A 16282-nucleotide genomic window follows, 5' to 3' on the forward strand; every position below is an offset into this window, starting at 1 on the left:
ATGGCTCAGCAGCGGCGGCCTCATCAATGGCGAGGCGTGATCGAGGAATACCGCGACCGGTTGCCGGTCTCGGCGGACACTCCGGTGGTCACCCTCGGCGAGGGCGGTACGCCGCTGGTGGCCGCGCAGTGGCTGAGCGAGCAGACCAACTGCGAGGTCTGGCTCAAGGTCGAGGGCAACAACCCGACCGGCTCGTTCAAGGACCGAGGGATGACGGTGGCGATCTCGCTGGCCGCGCAGGCCGGTGACAAGGCGGTCGTCTGCGCGTCGACGGGCAACACGTCGGCGTCAGCCGCGGCGTACGCCGTCCGGGCGGGCATGCTGCCGCTCGTGCTGATCCCCGCCGGGCGGATCGCGAAGGGCAAGCTCGCGCAGGCGATCGTGCACGGCGCGAAGCTCGTCTCGATCGACGGCGGCTTCGACGACTGCCTGCGGATCGTGCGCGAGCTGGGCAAGCACTACCCGGTCGCGCTGGTGAACTCGGTCAACCCGGTCCGGCTGGAAGGCCAGAAGACCGCGGCGTTCGAGGTGGTCGACGCGCTCGGCGACGCACCCGACCTGCACCTGCTCCCGGTCGGCAACGCGGGCAACATCGCGGCGTACTGGAAGGGCTACCTGGAATACAAGAAGGACAAGATCTCCTCGAAGGCCCCACAGATGTGGGGGTTCCAGGCCGAGGGGGCCGCGCCGATCGTGACCGGCCGGATCGTCGAGAAGCCGGACACGCAGGCGACCGCGATCCGGGTCGGCAACCCGGCGTCCTGGACACTCGCCGAGGCCGCGCGGGACGAGTCGGGCGGCCGGATCGAGGCCGTCAGCGATGACCAGATCCTGTCCGCACAGCGCGATCTCGCCGCGCGCGAAGGAGTTTTCGTCGAGCCTGCCTCGGCCGCCGGTGTGGCCGGGCTGCTCGCGACCAAGGCCGCGGGCCGCCTCGACGGAGGCCAGACGATCGTGATTACCGTCACGGGCCACGGACTCAAGGACATCGACACCGCACTGGCGTACGCGACCGTCACCGAGTCTCCCGTGACCCCGGCCGACACCGACGCGGTCGCCCGCGTCGCCGGGTTGGTGTGAGTTGAGCCCGGCCAGCGACGGGCCGGCCGTGGACGGGCCGGTCCACGGCGGATCCGGGCGGGGTGGACCGGTTCGGGTGCGGGTCCCGGCGACCAGTGCGAATCTGGGCCCGGGGTTCGACGCGTTCGGGCTGGCGCTGACCCGGTACGACGAACTGATGGTGATCCCCGGCGGTTCCGGGGTGACCGTGGAGGTGACCGGGCCAGGGGAGGGCGAGGTTGCGCTGGACGAGTCGCACCTGGTGGTGCGGTCGATCCAGGCCGGCCTGGATGCGCTCGGTGTCTCGGTTTCCGGCTTCACCTTGCGCTGCGAGAACCGGATCCCGCACGGTCGCGGACTGGGATCCTCATCGGCCGCGATCGTCGGCGGTATCGCCGCGGCGTACGGGCTGGCGGGGGAGCCGCTGGACCGCGATCACGTGCTGCAGCTCGCGAACGAGATCGAGGGCCACCCGGACAACGTGGCTGCCTGCGCGTTGGGTGGGTTCACGATCGCGTGGACCGATGGCGAGACCGGCCGCGCGATCCGGCTGGAGCCACTGGCCGAGTTGTCGGTGGTGGCCTACGTGCCGTCGACGCGAGTGCTGACCAAGGAGGCTCGCGGGTTGCTGCCTGCCGCAGTACCGCATGCGGATGCGTCGGCGAACGCAGGAAGAGCAGCGTTGCTCGTTGCCGCGTTGACCTCGCGACCCGAGTTGCTGATGACGGCGACCGAGGACTGGCTGCACCAGGAGTACAGGCAGCCTGCGATGCCCGAGAGTCTTGCCCTTGTGCACAAGCTCCGGGGAAGTGGTCTGGCCGCAGTGGTGAGTGGTGCCGGTCCGACGGTGCTGGTGCTGGGTGAGGAGCCCGAAGGGGCCGGCGAGGCGCCGGACGGCTGGCACCGGTACGAACTCGGGATCGATCCACTCGGCGTACAGGTCTGGCCGGGGGATGCGGAAGAACTGCTCGCGGAGGGCGGGAATGAACGATCCCGGACACGCGTTGAACACCTCGAGGCAGCAGACTGACCCTGAGGGGTGCTAGTCTCGACTCACCCGATCCCCTCCAGGTGATCGGCGAACTCTCGCCGCATCGGGCTTTGTTCCCGGCACCCCAGGTGTACGTGGCGATCTCCCAGAGAAGAACTTGCGCCGCCTGCGCCGGAGATTTCCGGGAGACCCCAGATTCAGCGAGAGCCGCCTCTTTGTTACCCCGCGTCGCCGTTTCGTCGGTCGCGGGAGATGATTCCGGGCGATGAGCCTCTCAGGACATCGTCCATCCGTGTGGGAAGGACCTCACGTGACAGAAACTGTTGAAGCCTCCAGCGGAGCCGGTACTTCGGCCCCGGGCGCCGACGCGACGGCTACCGCCGGAACGCGGCGCCGCAAGACCGGAGGCGGCCTCGAAGGCATGCTGCTCCCCGAGCTCAAGCAGCTCGCCGGGACGCTTGGCATCAAGGGCACCGGCGCGCTGCGCAAGGGCCAGCTGATCGAGGCGATCAAGGCGACCCAGAAGGGTGTTGGCCCGGCGGGCGGTTCCCGTTCGCGCTCGAGTCAGCCGACCCTGGACGAGGCCGCCGCGGAGCCCGTGGCCGTCAGGACCAAGGCGAAGACCGAGGTCAAGGCCGAGGCTCCCGCTCAGGACGCACCGCAGCGGGCCGGCAGTCGCCGGACGCGCGCCGCCGCCACTCAGAACGGCGCGGAGACGGCCGAGCAGAACGGCGCCGCCACCAGCGGCGCGAGCAGCGTGGCCGAGCCGAGCCCGGTCGCGGCGCAGAACGGCGCAGCGACGGCCGAGGCCGTCCAGGCGCCGGAGAAGACCCGCGAGGCCGACAGCGCGCCGGCTGAGCAGACCGCTGACCGTGGCGACAGCCGCAACGAGGGCACCCGCGACCGCAACCGTGGCCGCGACAACCAGCGCGACACCCAGGCCCGCGACGGCCAGGCTCGTGATGGCCAAGCCCGCGACAGCCAGGCTCGCGACAGTCAGGCCCGTGATGGCCAGGCTCGTGACGGTCAGCAGAACCGCGGCGAGAGCCAGCGCGACGGCAACCGTGACGGTCAGCGCACCGATCGCGACCGGCAGAACCAGGTCGACCGGGGCGAGGAGGGCGACGGTCGTCGTCGTCGCCGTCGGGGCCGCGATCGTGACCGCGTCACCACCGATCGCCCCACCAACGACCGGAACGATCGCACCGACCGTACCGATCGCAATGACCGTGGCGGCCGGGACAACCAGCGCAACCGCGGCCGCAACGACCGCTTCGAGCCGGAGCCGACCATCAACGAGGACGACGTCCTCGTGCCGGCGGCCGGCATCCTCGACGTGCTCGACAACTACGCCTTCGTCCGGACCAGCGGCTACCTGCCGGGCCCGAACGACGTGTACGTCGCGCTGTCGATGGTGAAGCGCTACGGCCTGCGCAAGGGTGACGCGATCACCGGCGCGGTGAAGCAGCCGTCGGACGGCGAGCGCAAGGAGAAGTTCAACCCGCTGGTCCGGATCGACACCGTCAACGGGTCGGACCCGGAGGTCGCCAAGCAGCGTCCGGACTTCAACAAGCTGACCCCGCTGTACGCGACCGAGCGGCTCCGCCTCGAGACCGAGCCGAACATCCTCACCACCCGGATCGTCGACATCGTCAGCCCGATCGGCAAGGGCCAGCGCGGCCTGATCGTCTCGCCGCCGAAGGCCGGTAAGACGATGGTGCTGCAGGCGCTGGCGAACGCGATCACCACGAACAACCCCGAAGTACACCTGATGGTCGTGCTGGTGGACGAGCGGCCCGAAGAGGTCACCGACATGCAGCGCACGGTCAAGGGTGAGGTCATCGCCTCGACCTTCGACCGGCCGGCCGACGACCACACCACGGTCGCGGAGCTGGCGATCGAGCGCGCCAAGCGGCTGGTCGAGCTGGGTCACGACGTGGTCGTGCTGCTCGACTCGATCACCCGGCTCGGCCGGGCGTACAACATCGCGGCACCGGCCAGCGGCCGGATCCTGTCCGGTGGGGTCGACTCGTCGGCGCTCTACCCGCCGAAGCGGTTCTTCGGCGCGGCCCGCAACATCGAGGACGGCGGTTCGCTGACCATCCTCGCGACGGCGCTGATCGAGACCGGCTCCAAGATGGACGAGGTCATCTTCGAGGAGTTCAAGGGCACCGGCAACATGGAGCTGCGGCTGCGCCGCGAGTTCGCCGACCGGCGGATCTTCCCGGCCATCGACGTCGTCGCCTCCGGCACCCGCCGCGAGGAGTTGCTGATGTCGAAGGACGAGACCGCGGTCGTCTGGAAGCTCCGCCGGGTGCTGTCGGCCCTGGACGGACAGGCGGCGCTGGAGCTGCTGCTCGGCAAGCTCAAGGAGAGCAAGTCGAACATCGAGTTCCTGCTCCAGGTCAACAAGACCACCCCGTCGACGGGCGGCAACGGCCGCAGTACCGACGACGGCAGCTGAGTAGGTAGTACCCGCTGAACTGACTGGATCGCCCCGGAATACCGGGGCGATTCGTCAGGTTGGGGGGTGTAATGGCAAACTTGTCTGTTGGTTCCGGTTCACGTCCGCCACCTGGCGGTCGACCCGGAGCGCCTTACATGAGGAGATCCATGAAGAGCGACATCCACCCGAACTATGTGGCGACCAAGGTGACCTGTGCTTGCGGCGCCTCGTTCGACACGCACTCGACCTCCGAGAGTGGCTCCATCCACTCCGACGTGTGCTCGCAGTGCCACCCCTTCTACACCGGTAAGCAGAAGATTCTCGACACCGGTGGCCGCGTCGCCCGCTTCGAGAAGCGGTACGCGAAGAAGTAGCGACTTTCCGGCGCCGGTCCGCGGATCCCTCAGGGGTTCCGGGACCGGCGCCGTTGCGTTGTCCAGACTGTCTGGCTAGGAAGGAGTGCGGGCATGTTCGAAGCAGTACAGACGCTGAAGGCGGAGTACGCCGAGCTGGAGCGACGGATGTCGGATCCCGAGCTGCACTCCGACCAGGCGGTCGCACGGCAGGTCGGCAAGCGGTACGCCGCGCTGGCGCCCGTGGTCCGGACGTACGCCGAGTGGCTGCAGACGGCCGACGACATCGAGGCCGCTCGCGAGCTGGCCCACGAGGACGCGAGCTTCGCCGAGGAGGCGACCAGGCTCGAGCACCGGCGCGACGAGCTGGCCGAGAAGCTGCAGGTGCTGCTCGTCCCGCGCGACCCGAGCGACGACAAGGACGCGATCCTCGAGATCAAGGCCGGTGAGGGTGGCGACGAGTCCGCGCTGTTCGCCGGCGACCTGCTGAAGATGTACCTGAAGTACGCCGAGTCGCAGAACTGGAAGACCGAGGTGCTCGACTCGGCCGAGTCCGACCTGGGTGGCTACAAGTCGATCACCGTCGCGGTGAAGGCGAAGGGCACGCCCGAGCCCGGCGAGGCGCCGTACGCGAAGCTGAAGTTCGAAGGTGGCGTGCACCGCGTCCAGCGGGTCCCCGTGACCGAGTCGCAAGGCCGGATCCACACGAGCGCGGCCGGCGTACTGGTACTTCCCGAGGCCGAGGACGTCGATGTCGAGATCGACCTGAACGACCTGCGGATCGACGTCTTCCGGTCGTCCGGCCCGGGTGGCCAGAGCGTCAACACGACCGACTCGGCGGTCCGGATCACCCACCTGCCGACCGGTATCGTCGTCTCGATGCAGAACGAGAAGTCCCAGCTGCAGAACCGCGAGCAGGCGATGCGGGTGCTGCGGTCCCGGCTGCTCGCCGCCGCGCAGGAGACCGCCAACCAGGAGGCGTCCGACGCCCGCCGGCTGCAGATCCGGACGGTCGACCGCTCGGAGCGCGTCCGCACCTACAACTTCCCGGAGAACCGCTTCTCCGACCACCGGGTCGGCTACAAGGCGCACAACCTGGACCAGGTGCTCAACGGCGAGCTCGCCCCGGTGATCCTGGCCCTGACCGAGGCGGACCTGACCGCGCGCCTAGAGGCCGTCGACTCCAAGTGAGCGTCCGTACTCTGCTGGCCGAGGCCACTACCCAGCTGGCCGAGGCAGGTGTCGCGTCACCCGACTACGACGCTGCCGAGCTCCTCGCCCACGTCACCGGCGTGCGCCGCATGCAGCTGGGGCTCGTGAAGCCGACAGCCGACCAGGAGGCGCAGTACGCCGCACTGCTGGCCCGTCGTGCGCAGCGCGAGCCACTGCAACACCTGACCGGTACTGCGGCCTTCCGCTACCGAGACCTCGCCGTCGGCCCCGGGGTATTCGTGCCGAGGCCCGAGACCGAGGTGCTCGTCGGCTGGATCCTCGACCGGATCGCCGACGTGGAGAACCCACTGGTGGTCGACCTCTGCAGCGGCTCGGGAGCAATCGCCGGCGCCGTCGCCACCGAGCGACCCGACAGCACTGTGCACGCGGTCGAGCTCTCGGCCGAGGCGTGTGTCTGGGCCCGGCGCAACCTGGCCGGAACTGGGGCGACTCTGCACGAGGGCGACATCGACGGCTGCCTGCCTGAGCTGGACGGCCAGGTCGACGCGGTGATCTCCAACCCGCCGTACATCCCTTTGACTGCTTGGGAATCCGTCACGGCCGAGGTGCGCGACCACGACCCCGCGCTGGCGCTGTGGTCGGGTGACGACGGGCTCGACGAGATCAAGGTGGTCGCTGCGACGGCCGGGCGGTTGCTCAAGTCTGGTGGCTGGTTCGGCTGCGAGCATGCCGATCTGCAGGGGGAGTCGGCGCCGGCCGTGTTCGCCGCGACCGGGTTGTTCACCGAGGTCCGCGACCAGCTCGACCTGGCCGGCCGGCATCGTTTCGCGACCGGCCGCAGGGTCTGAGCCCCACCCCCGCCTTTCTTCCCTTCACCGTCGTCTGACTCACTCGTAGACCACGAACTCCGGCCGGGGTTTGAGTGCCATCACCTGAGCCGGCGTCATCAGCGGACCATGCCGAGCGTCCTCTTGGTAGAAGAGCTTGAAGCCCGCGTGCACGCCGGTCGCCCTCGTCGGGGTCAGCTTGCGCCAGGTGGATTCCTTGGCCGAGCGGCTGCCGATGCCGTCGACCGACTTGATCGCGACCACGCCCGGGTGTTGCTTCAGAGCTTTCTCGTTGCTGACGATCCGTGCCGACAACTGGTGGAAGACGAAGGCCTTCTCCGGTAGGCCGAACTGCTCGACCAGCCCCGACAGGTACTTCGCGATGCCGTCCAGCTCGGCGCCACTCGTATGCCCGAAGACCCTGCCCGGCACCTGGCTCGGCCCGACCGCCCACTCGGGGTCGAAGGCGAGACCGACGTCGGGCTCCTTCAGCCAGCGCTCCTGCCGTTTCACCTCGTCGAGGATCTTCGCCCGGCCGGGCTGGATGTCGAGCAGCAACAGCATCTTGTGCTCGCGGGCGACCTTCAGATAGTTCGCGATCTTCTCGTCGGACAGCCGGTTGCGGTACTTGCCATCCTTGCCGGGGCTGCCGTTCGCGACGACCACGATGAGTTCGAGCACCGGCAACGGCGTCCGCCCGAGGGCATACGACTTGGCCAGCGCCTCCAGCTTGTCCGCCTTCGCGTCCAGGTCCTTGTCGAGCGGCCCGAGCGCAGGCGAGCCCGGCAGACCGACGTACCCGACGAGCTGGTACTTCGGGAAGAGTTGCCTCCCACCACGAGGCAGCTGGCCGTCAGCCGCGGGAGCGGGCATCGAGGCGGCCGGCCTCGGCACTGGCTTGAGACTCGGCGTCGAGCCCGCGTCAGCCTTGCCGTCGCTGCAACCCGCCGCCAGCAGCAGCATCAAACCCGCAAGCACCCCAGCCGTCCTACGCACCCGCCCAACACAACCACACACCGCCGACACCCGCCCCCTCCGGCATTTCGGCGGTTAACCGCCGAAATGCCGTAGTGGGTCAGGCGTTCGCGACGTAGTCGTCGATCTCGGTGAGCAGCGTGGTCTTGGTGGTGTCGTCGGCGAAGGAGACCTGGACCGCAGTACGGGCCAGGTCGGCCGCGCCCTGGTTGTCCAGGGCCAGCAGGTCGGCGGCGATGGCGTACTCGTTGACCAGGTCGGTGCCGAACATCGGCGGGTCGTCGGAGTTGATGGTGACGACCAGACCGGCCTCGACCATGCCGCGCAGCGGGTGCTCGTCGTACGACGAGACCACGCGGGTGGCGAGGTTGGAGGTCGGGCTGACCTCGAGCGGGATCCGGTGCTCACCCAGGTAGTCGACCAGGGCCGGGTCCTGCAGGGCAGTGGTGCCGTGACCGATCCGCTCGGCCTTCAGCACCCGCAGCGCGTCCCAGATCGTCTCCGGGCCGGTCGACTCACCCGCGTGCGGGACGCTGTGCAGCCCGGCCGCGCGGGCAGCATCGAAGTACGGGGCGAACTGCGGCCGCGGTACGCCGATCTCCGGGCCGCCGAGGCCGAAGCCGACCAGGCCGTCGGGGCGGATCTCGGTGGCGATCCGCAGCGTCTCCGCGGCCGCCGCGAGACCGGACTCGCCGGGGATGTCGAAGATCCAGCGCAGGACGACGCCGAACTCCTTCTCCGCCGCGGTCCGGGCGTCCTCGATCGCCTCGCAGAACGCCTCCGGGGCGATCCCGCGCAGTACCGACGTGTACGGCGTGACGGTGAGCTCGGAGTACCGGATGTTCTGGCCGGCCATTTCGCGGGCGACCTCGTAGGTGAGCAGCCGGACGTCCTCAGGCGTGCTGATCAGGTCCACCACGGACAGGTAGATCTCGATGAACTTGGCGAAGTCGGTGAAGACGAAGTACTCCGCGAGCGCGGCCGCGTCGGCCGGGACCCGCGTGTCGGGGTGCCGGGCGGCGAGCTCGGCGACGATCCGCGGCGAGGCGGAGCCGACGTGGTGGACATGCAGCTCGGCCTTCGGCAGGCCGGCGAGGAAGTCGCGCGTCACGGTCATGGCGGGGATCTTATGCACGCCCGCGGGTGGTGTGGCGGGAAGCTGACAACGGTTTGTCAGGAGTGCGCTGAGTGAACCCGGCTGGAGTGTCGGGGCGGGTGGGTGGCACGATGCACTCCGTGAGCGAGCGCTTTGAATTCACCGGTGACGAGCTGGCACCGGCCTACCGCGCGGCCGTGGATGCCATCGAGGCCGGCGACCTGGTCGTACTGCCGACCGACACCGTGTACGGGATTGCCGCGGACGCCTTCAAGGCGGACGCCGTGCAACGACTCCTGGATGCCAAGGGGCGCGGCCGCGATATGCCGCCACCCGTGCTGATCTCGGTGGTCGAGTCGCTGGACGCGCTGGCGACCGATATCTCGGATGACGGGCGCAAGCTGTGCGAGGCGTTCTGGCCGGGGCCGCTGACGGTGATCTGCCACGCGCAGGCCTCGCTGATGTGGGACCTGGGGGAGACCCAGGGGACGGTCGCGCTGCGCGTGCCCGACCACGAGAACACCCGTGAGTTGCTGTCGCGCACCGGACCGCTCGCGGTCAGCTCGGCGAACCTGAGCGGCCAGCCGGCGGCCCTGGACGTGTACGACGCCGAGGCGCAGCTGCTCGACACGGTCGCCGTCTACCTCGACGGCGGCGTCGCGACCGGCGGGCAGCCGTCGACGATCGTGGACCTCACCGGCGAGATACCGCACATCGTCCGGATCGGCGCGCTGACGGTCCAGCAGATCCGCGACCTCGTCCCCACGGTCACCACCGACCTCGAACCGGACGAGAAGCCAACTGAAACCACCATCGAAGCGTCTGAAGAAGAGACAGACGACAAGCCTGGTGACGAGAAGGCGGCTGATGTGAGGCCAGCGGACTAGTGCGTGAGTATCTGCTGGTCCTCTTCGTGGCGATGGCCACCACCTTCCTGCTGACCGGTGTGGCCCGGCAGATCGCGTTGCGCTACGGCGCCGTCGCGAAGGTCCGGAACCGCGACGTGCACAAGGTCCCGATCCCGTACTTCGGCGGCATCTCGATCCTCGGCGGCCTGATCGCCGGGTTCGCGGTCGCCTCCAGCCTGCCGTTCCTCGGCGACAGCCTGCAGGTCGCGCACGACGCCCGGGCGATCCTGATCGGCGGCGTGGTGATCTGCGCGGTCGGCGTCGTCGACGACCTGTACGAGCTGGACGCGATCACCAAGCTGGCCGGCGAGGTCCTCGCGGTCGGCGTGATGGTTGTCCAAGGCATCCAGCTCTACTGGCTCCCACTGCCCGGCGGCATCTTCTCGCCGCCGCCGGCCCAGCTCGCTGTCCTGACCGCCGGCATCCTGCTCGTCTCCACCAACGCGGTGAACTTCGTCGACGGCCTGGACGGTCTGGCCGCCGGCGTCACCGCGATCGGGGCCGGCGCCTTCTTCACCTACTCGTACCTGCTGAACGTCGAGCAGAACCTCGACCGCGCCACCACCTCGACCCTGATCACGGTCGCGCTGGCCGGTGCCTGTCTGGGCTTCCTGCCGCACAACTTCTTCCCGGCAAGGGTCTTCATGGGCGACTCGGGCGCCCTGCTGATCGGGTTGATGCTCGCCGCGTCGACGATCAGCCTGACCGGCCAGATGGACCCCAACGCCGTCCCGTACGAGGTCGGCGGCTCCAGCCTGCTGCCTGCGCTGCTCCCGCTGATCCTGCCGATCGCGGTGCTCGCGATCCCGGCCCTCGACCTGACGATGGCCTACATCCGCCGGACGAAGGCGGGCCGCTCCCCGTTCGCGGCCGACAAGCTGCACCTGCACCACCGGCTCATGCAACGCGGTCACTCGCACCGGCGCGCGGTGCTGCTGATGTACCTGTGGACGTTCCTGATCGCGTTCGGCGTCGTGGTCCTCGGGCTGCAGCTGAAGTGGTGGACGGCCCTGCTCGTACTGGCCGTCGCCGTCACCGCGATCCTGCTCACCACAGGCCTGCCGAGACGTTCCGGCACGACGCTTTCCAAGGTGTGACAGGGACCAGACCAGTAGGCGTTGTGGCCTACCGATAAGGTGTGCCTGTACAGCGGCAGGGGCCGCTCGTTTGCTGACCTTTTGCTAGCGCAGGAGACTTTGTGCTAGTTTTCACAAGCACCAGCAATCAACAGCTTCACCCCTGACCCCGCCCACCAGACGACCGAGGGCAGCAATCCCGGCCGCCAGCAGGACGGAACCACCAGATGCCATCCAAAGATGACACCGTCCAGGTAAGTAGCCCCAAAGAAGCCGGCCAAGCGACAAAGCACCCGGCTCTGGCGATGTTGCGCGGCGCAGTGGTCGCCGCCGTCGTCGTCGGCGTGAACGCGGCCGCGGTCTCCGCGGTGGCCGCCGGAGTCGAGGGTCTGTGGGGTGCACTGCTCGGCCTGCTGATGGTGATGATCTTCTCCGGCGCCGGTCTGTTCGCGTTGCACCTGGCCCGGCACACCAGCCCGACCGTGCAGCTCGGTGTCGCGATGGCCTCCTATACCGGCCGGATCGCGATCTTCGGTGGTCTGCTCGCGCTCGCGCTGAACTCGGACTCCCTGGCCCGCAACGTCAACCTGACCGCGCTCGGGGTCTCCGCGATGGTGGTCGTGATGGGCTGGCTGGCCGGCGAGATCTGGGCCTGGTCCCGGCTGCGGATCCCGATCTACGACCTCGACCACGAGGTGAACCCGTGAGCACGCTGGGTGAGGTCTCGGAGAGCCGTTTCCAAGCTGTGACCAAGGGTGTGGCGAAGGGCACTTGGCAGCCCGCTCAGGTCGATGTGACCGGGCGTGTCGCGGGCTGGTACCTTTCGGGTGCCAATGAGCCAGAACGAGGATCCGAAGCCGACGCCGAATACATCCGGCGATGGCTGGCGGGTCCTGTCCTACTTGATCGGCGGAATCCTCGTCTACGGGGGAATCGGCTTCGGGTTGGATCGCTGGCTCGGCACCCAGTTTCTGCTTCCAGTGGGCATCGTTCTCGGTGCCGGTCTCACCATCTTGATGTTGCACTTCCGGTACGGGCTGCGGTCCTGAGCCCTGCCGGGTCTGACGTAGTTGACCGCCTTGCCCTGAGCCGCCCTGCCCTTAGCCCTATGGCGAACGACTTGAGCACGACGCGAGAGGAGACCCGGTGAGCGCCGGCGTTCCGACCGAGTTCATTCCACCCGGTCCACAAAGCTTCGACACCCCGCCGATCATCGACGGCGTCGACTGGTTCACCAAGCCGGTGCTGGTCGCCGCGCTGTCGGTGATCCTGATCGTCTGGTTCTTCTGGGGTGCGTCCCGTAAGGCCGCCGTGGTCCCGAGCAAGCTGCAGTTCGCCGGCGAGTTGGGCTACAACTTCGTCCGCAACTCGATGGTGCGCGACGCGATCGGCAGCAAGGAGTACATGAAGTACGTGCCGTACCTGTGCGGCCTGTTCTTCTTCATCCTGTTCAACAACGTCGCCGCGACGATCCCGCTGGTCCAGTTCCCGACCTTCAGCCACATCGGCTGGGCGTACGTGGCCGCGATCATGAGCTGGGTCATCTACAACGCGGTCGGGATCAAGAAGAAGGGCCTCTGGGGCTACTTCAAGCACCAGACGATGCCCGCCGGCGTGCCGGTCTGGCTGATGCCGCTGATGATCCCGATCGAGTTCATCTCGAACATCCTGGTCCGGCCGGTGTCGCTGAGCCTGCGGTTGTTCGCCAACATGTTCGCCGGTCACATCCTGTTGCTGGTGTTCGTCCTCGGTGGCGAGTACATGGTCTTCGAGACCGGCAGCATCGCCCTCGGCGGCGTCGGAATCCTCACCTTCCTGATGGGCTTGGCGATCGCCGGGCTGGAGCTGTTCGTCCAGTGCATCCAGGCCTATATCTTCGTCGTGCTGACCGCGCAGTACAGCGGCAGCGCCATCGCCGACGAACACTGATCCGTACCACCCCGCAGTACTCCTGACCCGTAGCAACGGAAATCCGGATAGTCCCTATCCGTACCGAAAGGAACACACCGCAATGAGCATGGCTCTCGAAATCACCGGTGACATCGCCGTCCTCGGCTACGGTCTCGCCGCGATCGGCCCGGGCGTGGGCGTCGGTCTGATCTTCGCCGCCGTCATCAACGGCACCGCGCGTCAGCCCGAGGCGCAGAGCAAGCTGCAGTCGATCGCGTGGATCGGCTTCGGTGTCACCGAGGTTCTGGCGATCATCGGTATCGCCCTGGCCTTCGTCTTCAAGGCCCCGGCGAACTGATCTTCCACCCCTGACTGACAGGACTGAGACATGTTGACGACGCTTCTCCCGCTGACAGAAGCGGCCGCTGAGGAGACCCCCAGCCCGCTGCTGCCGCACACGGCTGAGATCATCTTCGGCTTCGTGTTCCTGGTCCTCTTGGCCATCGCCTTCGCCAAGGTCGTAGTTCCGAAGTTCGAGAAGGCTTATGCCGACCGGACCGCGGCGATCGAAGGCGGAATGAACGAGGCCAAGGCGGCCCAGGCCGAGGCGAAGGCGGCCCTCGACAAGTACAACGCGCAGCTGGCGGAAGCACGCCAGGAAGCCGCGAAGATCCGCGAGGACGCGCGTGAGCAAGGCGCGCTCATCATCGCGGAGCTGCGTGAACAGGCCAACACCGAGGCCGAGCGGATCGTGACGCACGCGCGGGCCCAGATCGACGCCGAGCGCGCCCAGGCCGTCGCCTCGCTGCGCAGCGAGGTCGGCACCATGGCGACCACGCTGGCGGGCCGGATCGTCGGTGAGTCGCTCGAGGACGAGGCGCGTCAGCGCCGGACCGTCGAGCGCTTCCTGGCCGATCTGGAGGCCTCGGAGTCGGCCCGGCAGGCCGTCGGAACGGACGGCTGATGCGCGGCACATCGAGGGAGTCACTCGCCAAGGCCCAGGAGGCCCTGGCGAGTGTCACCGTCACCGAAGGCCTCGGCGCCGAGCTGTTCTCGGTGGCCAAGCTGCTCGACGGCAACGGCTCGCTCCGGCGCGCCCTGACCGACCCGGCCCGCCCCTCGGCGACCCGGACCGGTCTGGCCCAGCAGTTGCTCGGCGGCAAGATCTCCGCCCAGGCGCTGGAGGTCCTGACCGCCGCGGTGGCCGGCCGCTGGGTCAGCGGACGTGACCTCGGCGACTCGCTCGACGAGCTGAGCGTGCAGGCCGATGTGGCCTACGCCGACGGCCAGCGCAAGCTGGACGACGTCGAGGACGAGCTCTTCCGGCTCGACCGGATCGTCACCGCCGAGCGGGCGCTGAGCGACAAGCTGAGTGACCGCAACATCCCGGTGGCAACCCGCCAGGAGCTGATCCACGGACTGCTGCAGGGCAAGGCAACCGACGTCACCGTGCGGCTGGCCGAGCGCGCAGTGGACGGTCGGGGCCGCAACTTCGCGGGCTCGATGCGGTCCTACCAGGTTGCTGCCGCCGCCCGGCGCAGCGCCAGCATCGCGACCGTTCGCGTCGCCGCCGACCTGTCCGAGGCCGACCGCACCCGGCTCGCCGCGGCGCTCGGCCGGCAGTACGGGCGCGACATCCAGCTGAACGTGATCGTCGACCCCAAGGTCGTCGGTGGCGTCCGGGTGGACATCGGTGACGAAGTGATCGACGGAACCATCGCGGCCCGGCTCGACGAGGCGCAACGGCGCATCGCGGGCTGACCTCTAACGACATAGCGGCGCTAGTGGTCAGCAAGCCTCTAGAGCCATCATCAGGCCAGAAGGTCAAGGAAGCAGGGACGGAAGATAATGGCTGAGCTCACGATCAGGCCGGAGGAGATCCGGGACGCCCTGGATCAGTTCGTCCAAAACTACGAGCCGGACGAGGCCGCCCGCGAAGAGGTCGGCACCGTGATCGACGCGGGTGACGGCATCGCGCACGTCGAGGGTCTGCCCTCGGCGATGACGAACGAGCTGCTCGAGTTCGAGGACGGCACCCAGGGCATCGCACTGAACCTCGACGTCCGCAACATCGGCGTCGTCGTCCTCGGTGACTTCGGTGGCATCGAGGAGGGCCAGCAGGTACGTCGTACCGGCTCCGTCCTCTCGGTCCCGGTCGGCGAGGGCTACCTGGGTCGCGTCGTCGACCCGCTGGGCAAGCCGATCGACGGCCTCGGTGAGATCACCGGCCTCGAGGGCACCCGCGCGCTGGAGCTGCAGGCGGCCGGCGTGATGGACCGCCAGGAGGTCCGCGAGCCGCTGCAGACCGGTATCAAGGCGATCGACGGGATGATCCCGATCGGCCGCGGCCAGCGTCAGCTGATCATCGGCGACCGCAAGACCGGCAAGACCGCGATCGCGATCGACACGATCATCAACCAGAAGGCCAACTGGGAGTCCGGCGACCCGAAGAAGCAGGTTCGCTGCATCTACGTCGCGATCGGCCAGAAGGGCTCGACGATCGCCGCCGTCCGCGGCGCGCTCGAAGAGGCCGGCGCGATGGAGTACACCACCATCGTCGCCTCCCCGGCGTCCGACGCGGCCGGCTTCAAGTACGTCGCGCCGTACACCGGCTCGGCCATCGGTCAGCACTGGATGTACCAGGGCAAGCACGTCCTGATCGTCTTCGACGACCTGACCAAGCAGGCCGAGGCCTACCGCTCGATGTCGCTGCTGCTGCGCCGCCCGCCGGGTCGTGAGGCCTACCCGGGTGACGTCTTCTACCTGCACAGCCGGCTGCTCGAGCGCTGCGCGAAGCTGAGTGACGCGCTCGGCGCCGGTTCGATGACGGGTCTGCCGGTGATCGAGACGAAGGCCAACGACGTCTCGGCCTTCATTCCGACCAACGTCATCTCCATCACCGACGGCCAGATCTTCCTCCAGTCGGACCTGTTCAACGCGAACATCCGCCCGGCCATCGACGTCGGCATCTCGGTGTCGCGAGTCGGCGGCGCCGCGCAGGTCAAGGGCATGAAGAACGTCTCCGGCACGCTGAAGCTCGACCTCGCGCAGTTCCGCGCAATGGAGGCGTTCGCGATGTTCGCCTCCGACCTCGACGCCACCTCGCGCCGCCAGCTGGACCGCGGTCAGCGTCTGGTCGAGCTGCTGCGTCAGCCGCAGTACTCGCCGTACCCGGTCGAGGACCAGACCGTCTCGATCTGGGCTGGTACCACCGGCAAGTTCGACGACGTGCCGGTCAACGACGTGCTCCGGTTCGAGCGTGAGTTCCTGGACTACCTGCGCCGGGAGAGCAAGGTTCTCGACGCCGTCCGCGAGTCGGGCAAGTTCGAGGACGAGTCGGCCGCCGCGGTCACCGACGCTCTGACGAAGTTCAAGCCGACCTTCCAGACCTCCGACGGCCAGTTGCTCGTCGGCAAGGAAGAGACCGCGGCGATGGACTCCGCGGATGTCGAGCAGGAAAAGATCACCAAGCAGAAGCGGGGCTGATC

17 protein-coding genes are annotated in these 16282 nt (G+C 68.3%); 15 read left to right on the plus strand and 2 right to left on the minus strand.

The genetic code is table 11. The features are described from left to right. From thrC to prmC, 6 genes are all read left to right on the plus strand, one after another. Complete coding sequence (gene thrC / locus G3I17_RS23780; RefSeq protein WP_164599783.1) at positions 1-1080, plus strand: threonine synthase; 1080 nt, start codon at positions 1-3, stop codon at positions 1078-1080. A gap of 28 nt (positions 1081-1108) precedes the next feature. Continuing rightward, positions 1109-2089 carry a homoserine kinase gene (gene thrB, locus G3I17_RS23785; protein ID WP_164599961.1) on the plus strand — a complete coding sequence of 327 codons (981 nt, stop codon included), beginning with the start codon at positions 1109-1111 and terminating at the stop codon, positions 2087-2089. Between the two features lie 271 nt (positions 2090-2360). Beyond that, positions 2361-4514: a transcription termination factor Rho gene (rho, locus tag G3I17_RS23790; RefSeq protein ID WP_164599784.1), complete on the plus strand. Its 2154-nt coding sequence runs from the start codon at positions 2361-2363 to the stop codon at positions 4512-4514. A gap of 149 nt (positions 4515-4663) precedes the next feature. Then, on the plus strand, positions 4664-4870 hold the full coding sequence (gene rpmE, locus G3I17_RS23795) for a 50S ribosomal protein L31 (protein WP_164599785.1): 207 nt from the start codon (positions 4664-4666) through the stop codon (positions 4868-4870). 93 nt (positions 4871-4963) lie between these two features. Further along, positions 4964-6040, plus strand: a complete 1077-nt coding sequence (prfA, locus tag G3I17_RS23800) for a peptide chain release factor 1 (protein WP_164599786.1) — start codon at positions 4964-4966, stop codon at positions 6038-6040. Then, positions 6037-6870, plus strand: a complete 834-nt coding sequence (prmC, locus tag G3I17_RS23805; RefSeq protein ID WP_164599787.1) for a peptide chain release factor N(5)-glutamine methyltransferase — start codon at positions 6037-6039, stop codon at positions 6868-6870. The genes prfA and prmC overlap by 4 nt, the downstream gene beginning before the upstream one ends. 39 nt (positions 6871-6909) lie before the next feature. On the opposite strand, the gene G3I17_RS23810 is transcribed toward prmC, so the two are convergent. Both G3I17_RS23810 and G3I17_RS23815 read right to left on the minus strand, forming a co-directional pair. Continuing rightward, positions 6910-7827, minus strand: a complete 918-nt coding sequence (locus G3I17_RS23810; RefSeq protein ID WP_343238391.1) for a hypothetical protein — start codon at positions 7825-7827, stop codon at positions 6910-6912. Between the two features lie 97 nt (positions 7828-7924). After that, positions 7925-8941 carry an adenosine deaminase gene (locus G3I17_RS23815; RefSeq protein WP_164599788.1) on the minus strand — a complete coding sequence of 339 codons (1017 nt, stop codon included), beginning with the start codon at positions 8939-8941 and terminating at the stop codon, positions 7925-7927. A gap of 119 nt (positions 8942-9060) precedes the next feature. Between G3I17_RS23815 and G3I17_RS23820 the strand changes: the two genes are divergently transcribed. From G3I17_RS23820 to atpA, 9 genes are all read left to right on the plus strand, one after another. After that, positions 9061-9807, plus strand: coding sequence for an L-threonylcarbamoyladenylate synthase (locus G3I17_RS23820; protein ID WP_343238392.1), 747 nt, complete (start codon positions 9061-9063; stop codon positions 9805-9807). After that, positions 9807-10925, plus strand: a complete 1119-nt coding sequence (locus G3I17_RS23825) for an MraY family glycosyltransferase (RefSeq protein WP_164599790.1) — start codon at positions 9807-9809, stop codon at positions 10923-10925. Before G3I17_RS23820 ends, G3I17_RS23825 begins: the two co-directional genes overlap by 1 nt. Positions 10926-11131: 206 nt before the next feature. Beyond that, on the plus strand, positions 11132-11611 hold the full coding sequence (locus G3I17_RS23830) for a hypothetical protein (protein WP_164599791.1): 480 nt from the start codon (positions 11132-11134) through the stop codon (positions 11609-11611). Between the two features lie 126 nt (positions 11612-11737). After that, positions 11738-11953, plus strand: a complete 216-nt coding sequence (locus G3I17_RS23835; RefSeq protein ID WP_164599792.1) for a hypothetical protein — start codon at positions 11738-11740, stop codon at positions 11951-11953. Between the two features lie 97 nt (positions 11954-12050). Continuing rightward, the gene (atpB, locus tag G3I17_RS23840; protein WP_164599793.1) at positions 12051-12833 is read left to right on the plus strand and encodes a F0F1 ATP synthase subunit A; all 783 of its coding nucleotides are present in this window, start codon (positions 12051-12053) and stop codon (positions 12831-12833) included. An 82-nt stretch (positions 12834-12915) separates the two neighbouring features. Further along, on the plus strand, positions 12916-13152 hold the full coding sequence (gene atpE / locus G3I17_RS23845; protein WP_164599794.1) for an ATP synthase F0 subunit C: 237 nt from the start codon (positions 12916-12918) through the stop codon (positions 13150-13152). A 30-nt stretch (positions 13153-13182) separates the two neighbouring features. Then, the gene (locus tag G3I17_RS23850; RefSeq protein ID WP_164599795.1) at positions 13183-13758 is read left to right on the plus strand and encodes a F0F1 ATP synthase subunit B; all 576 of its coding nucleotides are present in this window, start codon (positions 13183-13185) and stop codon (positions 13756-13758) included. Beyond that, entirely contained in the window at positions 13758-14555 is a 798-nt protein-coding gene (locus tag G3I17_RS23855; RefSeq protein ID WP_087503441.1) for a F0F1 ATP synthase subunit delta, read from the plus strand. The genes G3I17_RS23850 and G3I17_RS23855 overlap by 1 nt, the downstream gene beginning before the upstream one ends. 87 nt (positions 14556-14642) lie before the next feature. Beyond that, entirely contained in the window at positions 14643-16280 is a 1638-nt protein-coding gene (atpA, locus tag G3I17_RS23860) for a F0F1 ATP synthase subunit alpha (protein WP_164599796.1), read from the plus strand. Positions 16281-16282: the final 2 nt, after the last annotated feature.

The organism is Streptomyces sp. SID13031, assembly GCF_010548305.1.
Taxonomy (GTDB): Bacteria; Actinomycetota; Actinomycetes; order Propionibacteriales; family Kribbellaceae; genus Kribbella.

Bases quoted from the DNA above. Each gene is read 5' to 3' on its own strand.
- thrC (WP_164599783.1), top strand. From the start codon at position 1: ATGGCTCAGCAGCGGCGGCCTCATCAATGGCGAGGCGTGATCGAGGAA.
- rpmE (WP_164599785.1), top strand. From the start codon at position 4,664: ATGAAGAGCGACATCCACCCGAACTATGTGGCGACCAAGGTGACCTGT.
- prfA (WP_164599786.1), top strand. From the start codon at position 4,964: ATGTTCGAAGCAGTACAGACGCTGAAGGCGGAGTACGCCGAGCTGGAG.
- G3I17_RS23815 (WP_164599788.1), bottom strand. From the start codon at position 8,941: ATGACCGTGACGCGCGACTTCCTCGCCGGCCTGCCGAAGGCCGAGCTG.
- G3I17_RS23830 (WP_164599791.1), top strand. From the start codon at position 11,132: ATGCCATCCAAAGATGACACCGTCCAGGTAAGTAGCCCCAAAGAAGCC.
- G3I17_RS23835 (WP_164599792.1), top strand. From the start codon at position 11,738: ATGAGCCAGAACGAGGATCCGAAGCCGACGCCGAATACATCCGGCGAT.
- atpE (WP_164599794.1), top strand. From the start codon at position 12,916: ATGAGCATGGCTCTCGAAATCACCGGTGACATCGCCGTCCTCGGCTAC.
- G3I17_RS23850 (WP_164599795.1), top strand. From the start codon at position 13,183: ATGTTGACGACGCTTCTCCCGCTGACAGAAGCGGCCGCTGAGGAGACC.
- G3I17_RS23855 (WP_087503441.1), top strand. From the start codon at position 13,758: ATGCGCGGCACATCGAGGGAGTCACTCGCCAAGGCCCAGGAGGCCCTG.
- atpA (WP_164599796.1), top strand. From the start codon at position 14,643: ATGGCTGAGCTCACGATCAGGCCGGAGGAGATCCGGGACGCCCTGGAT.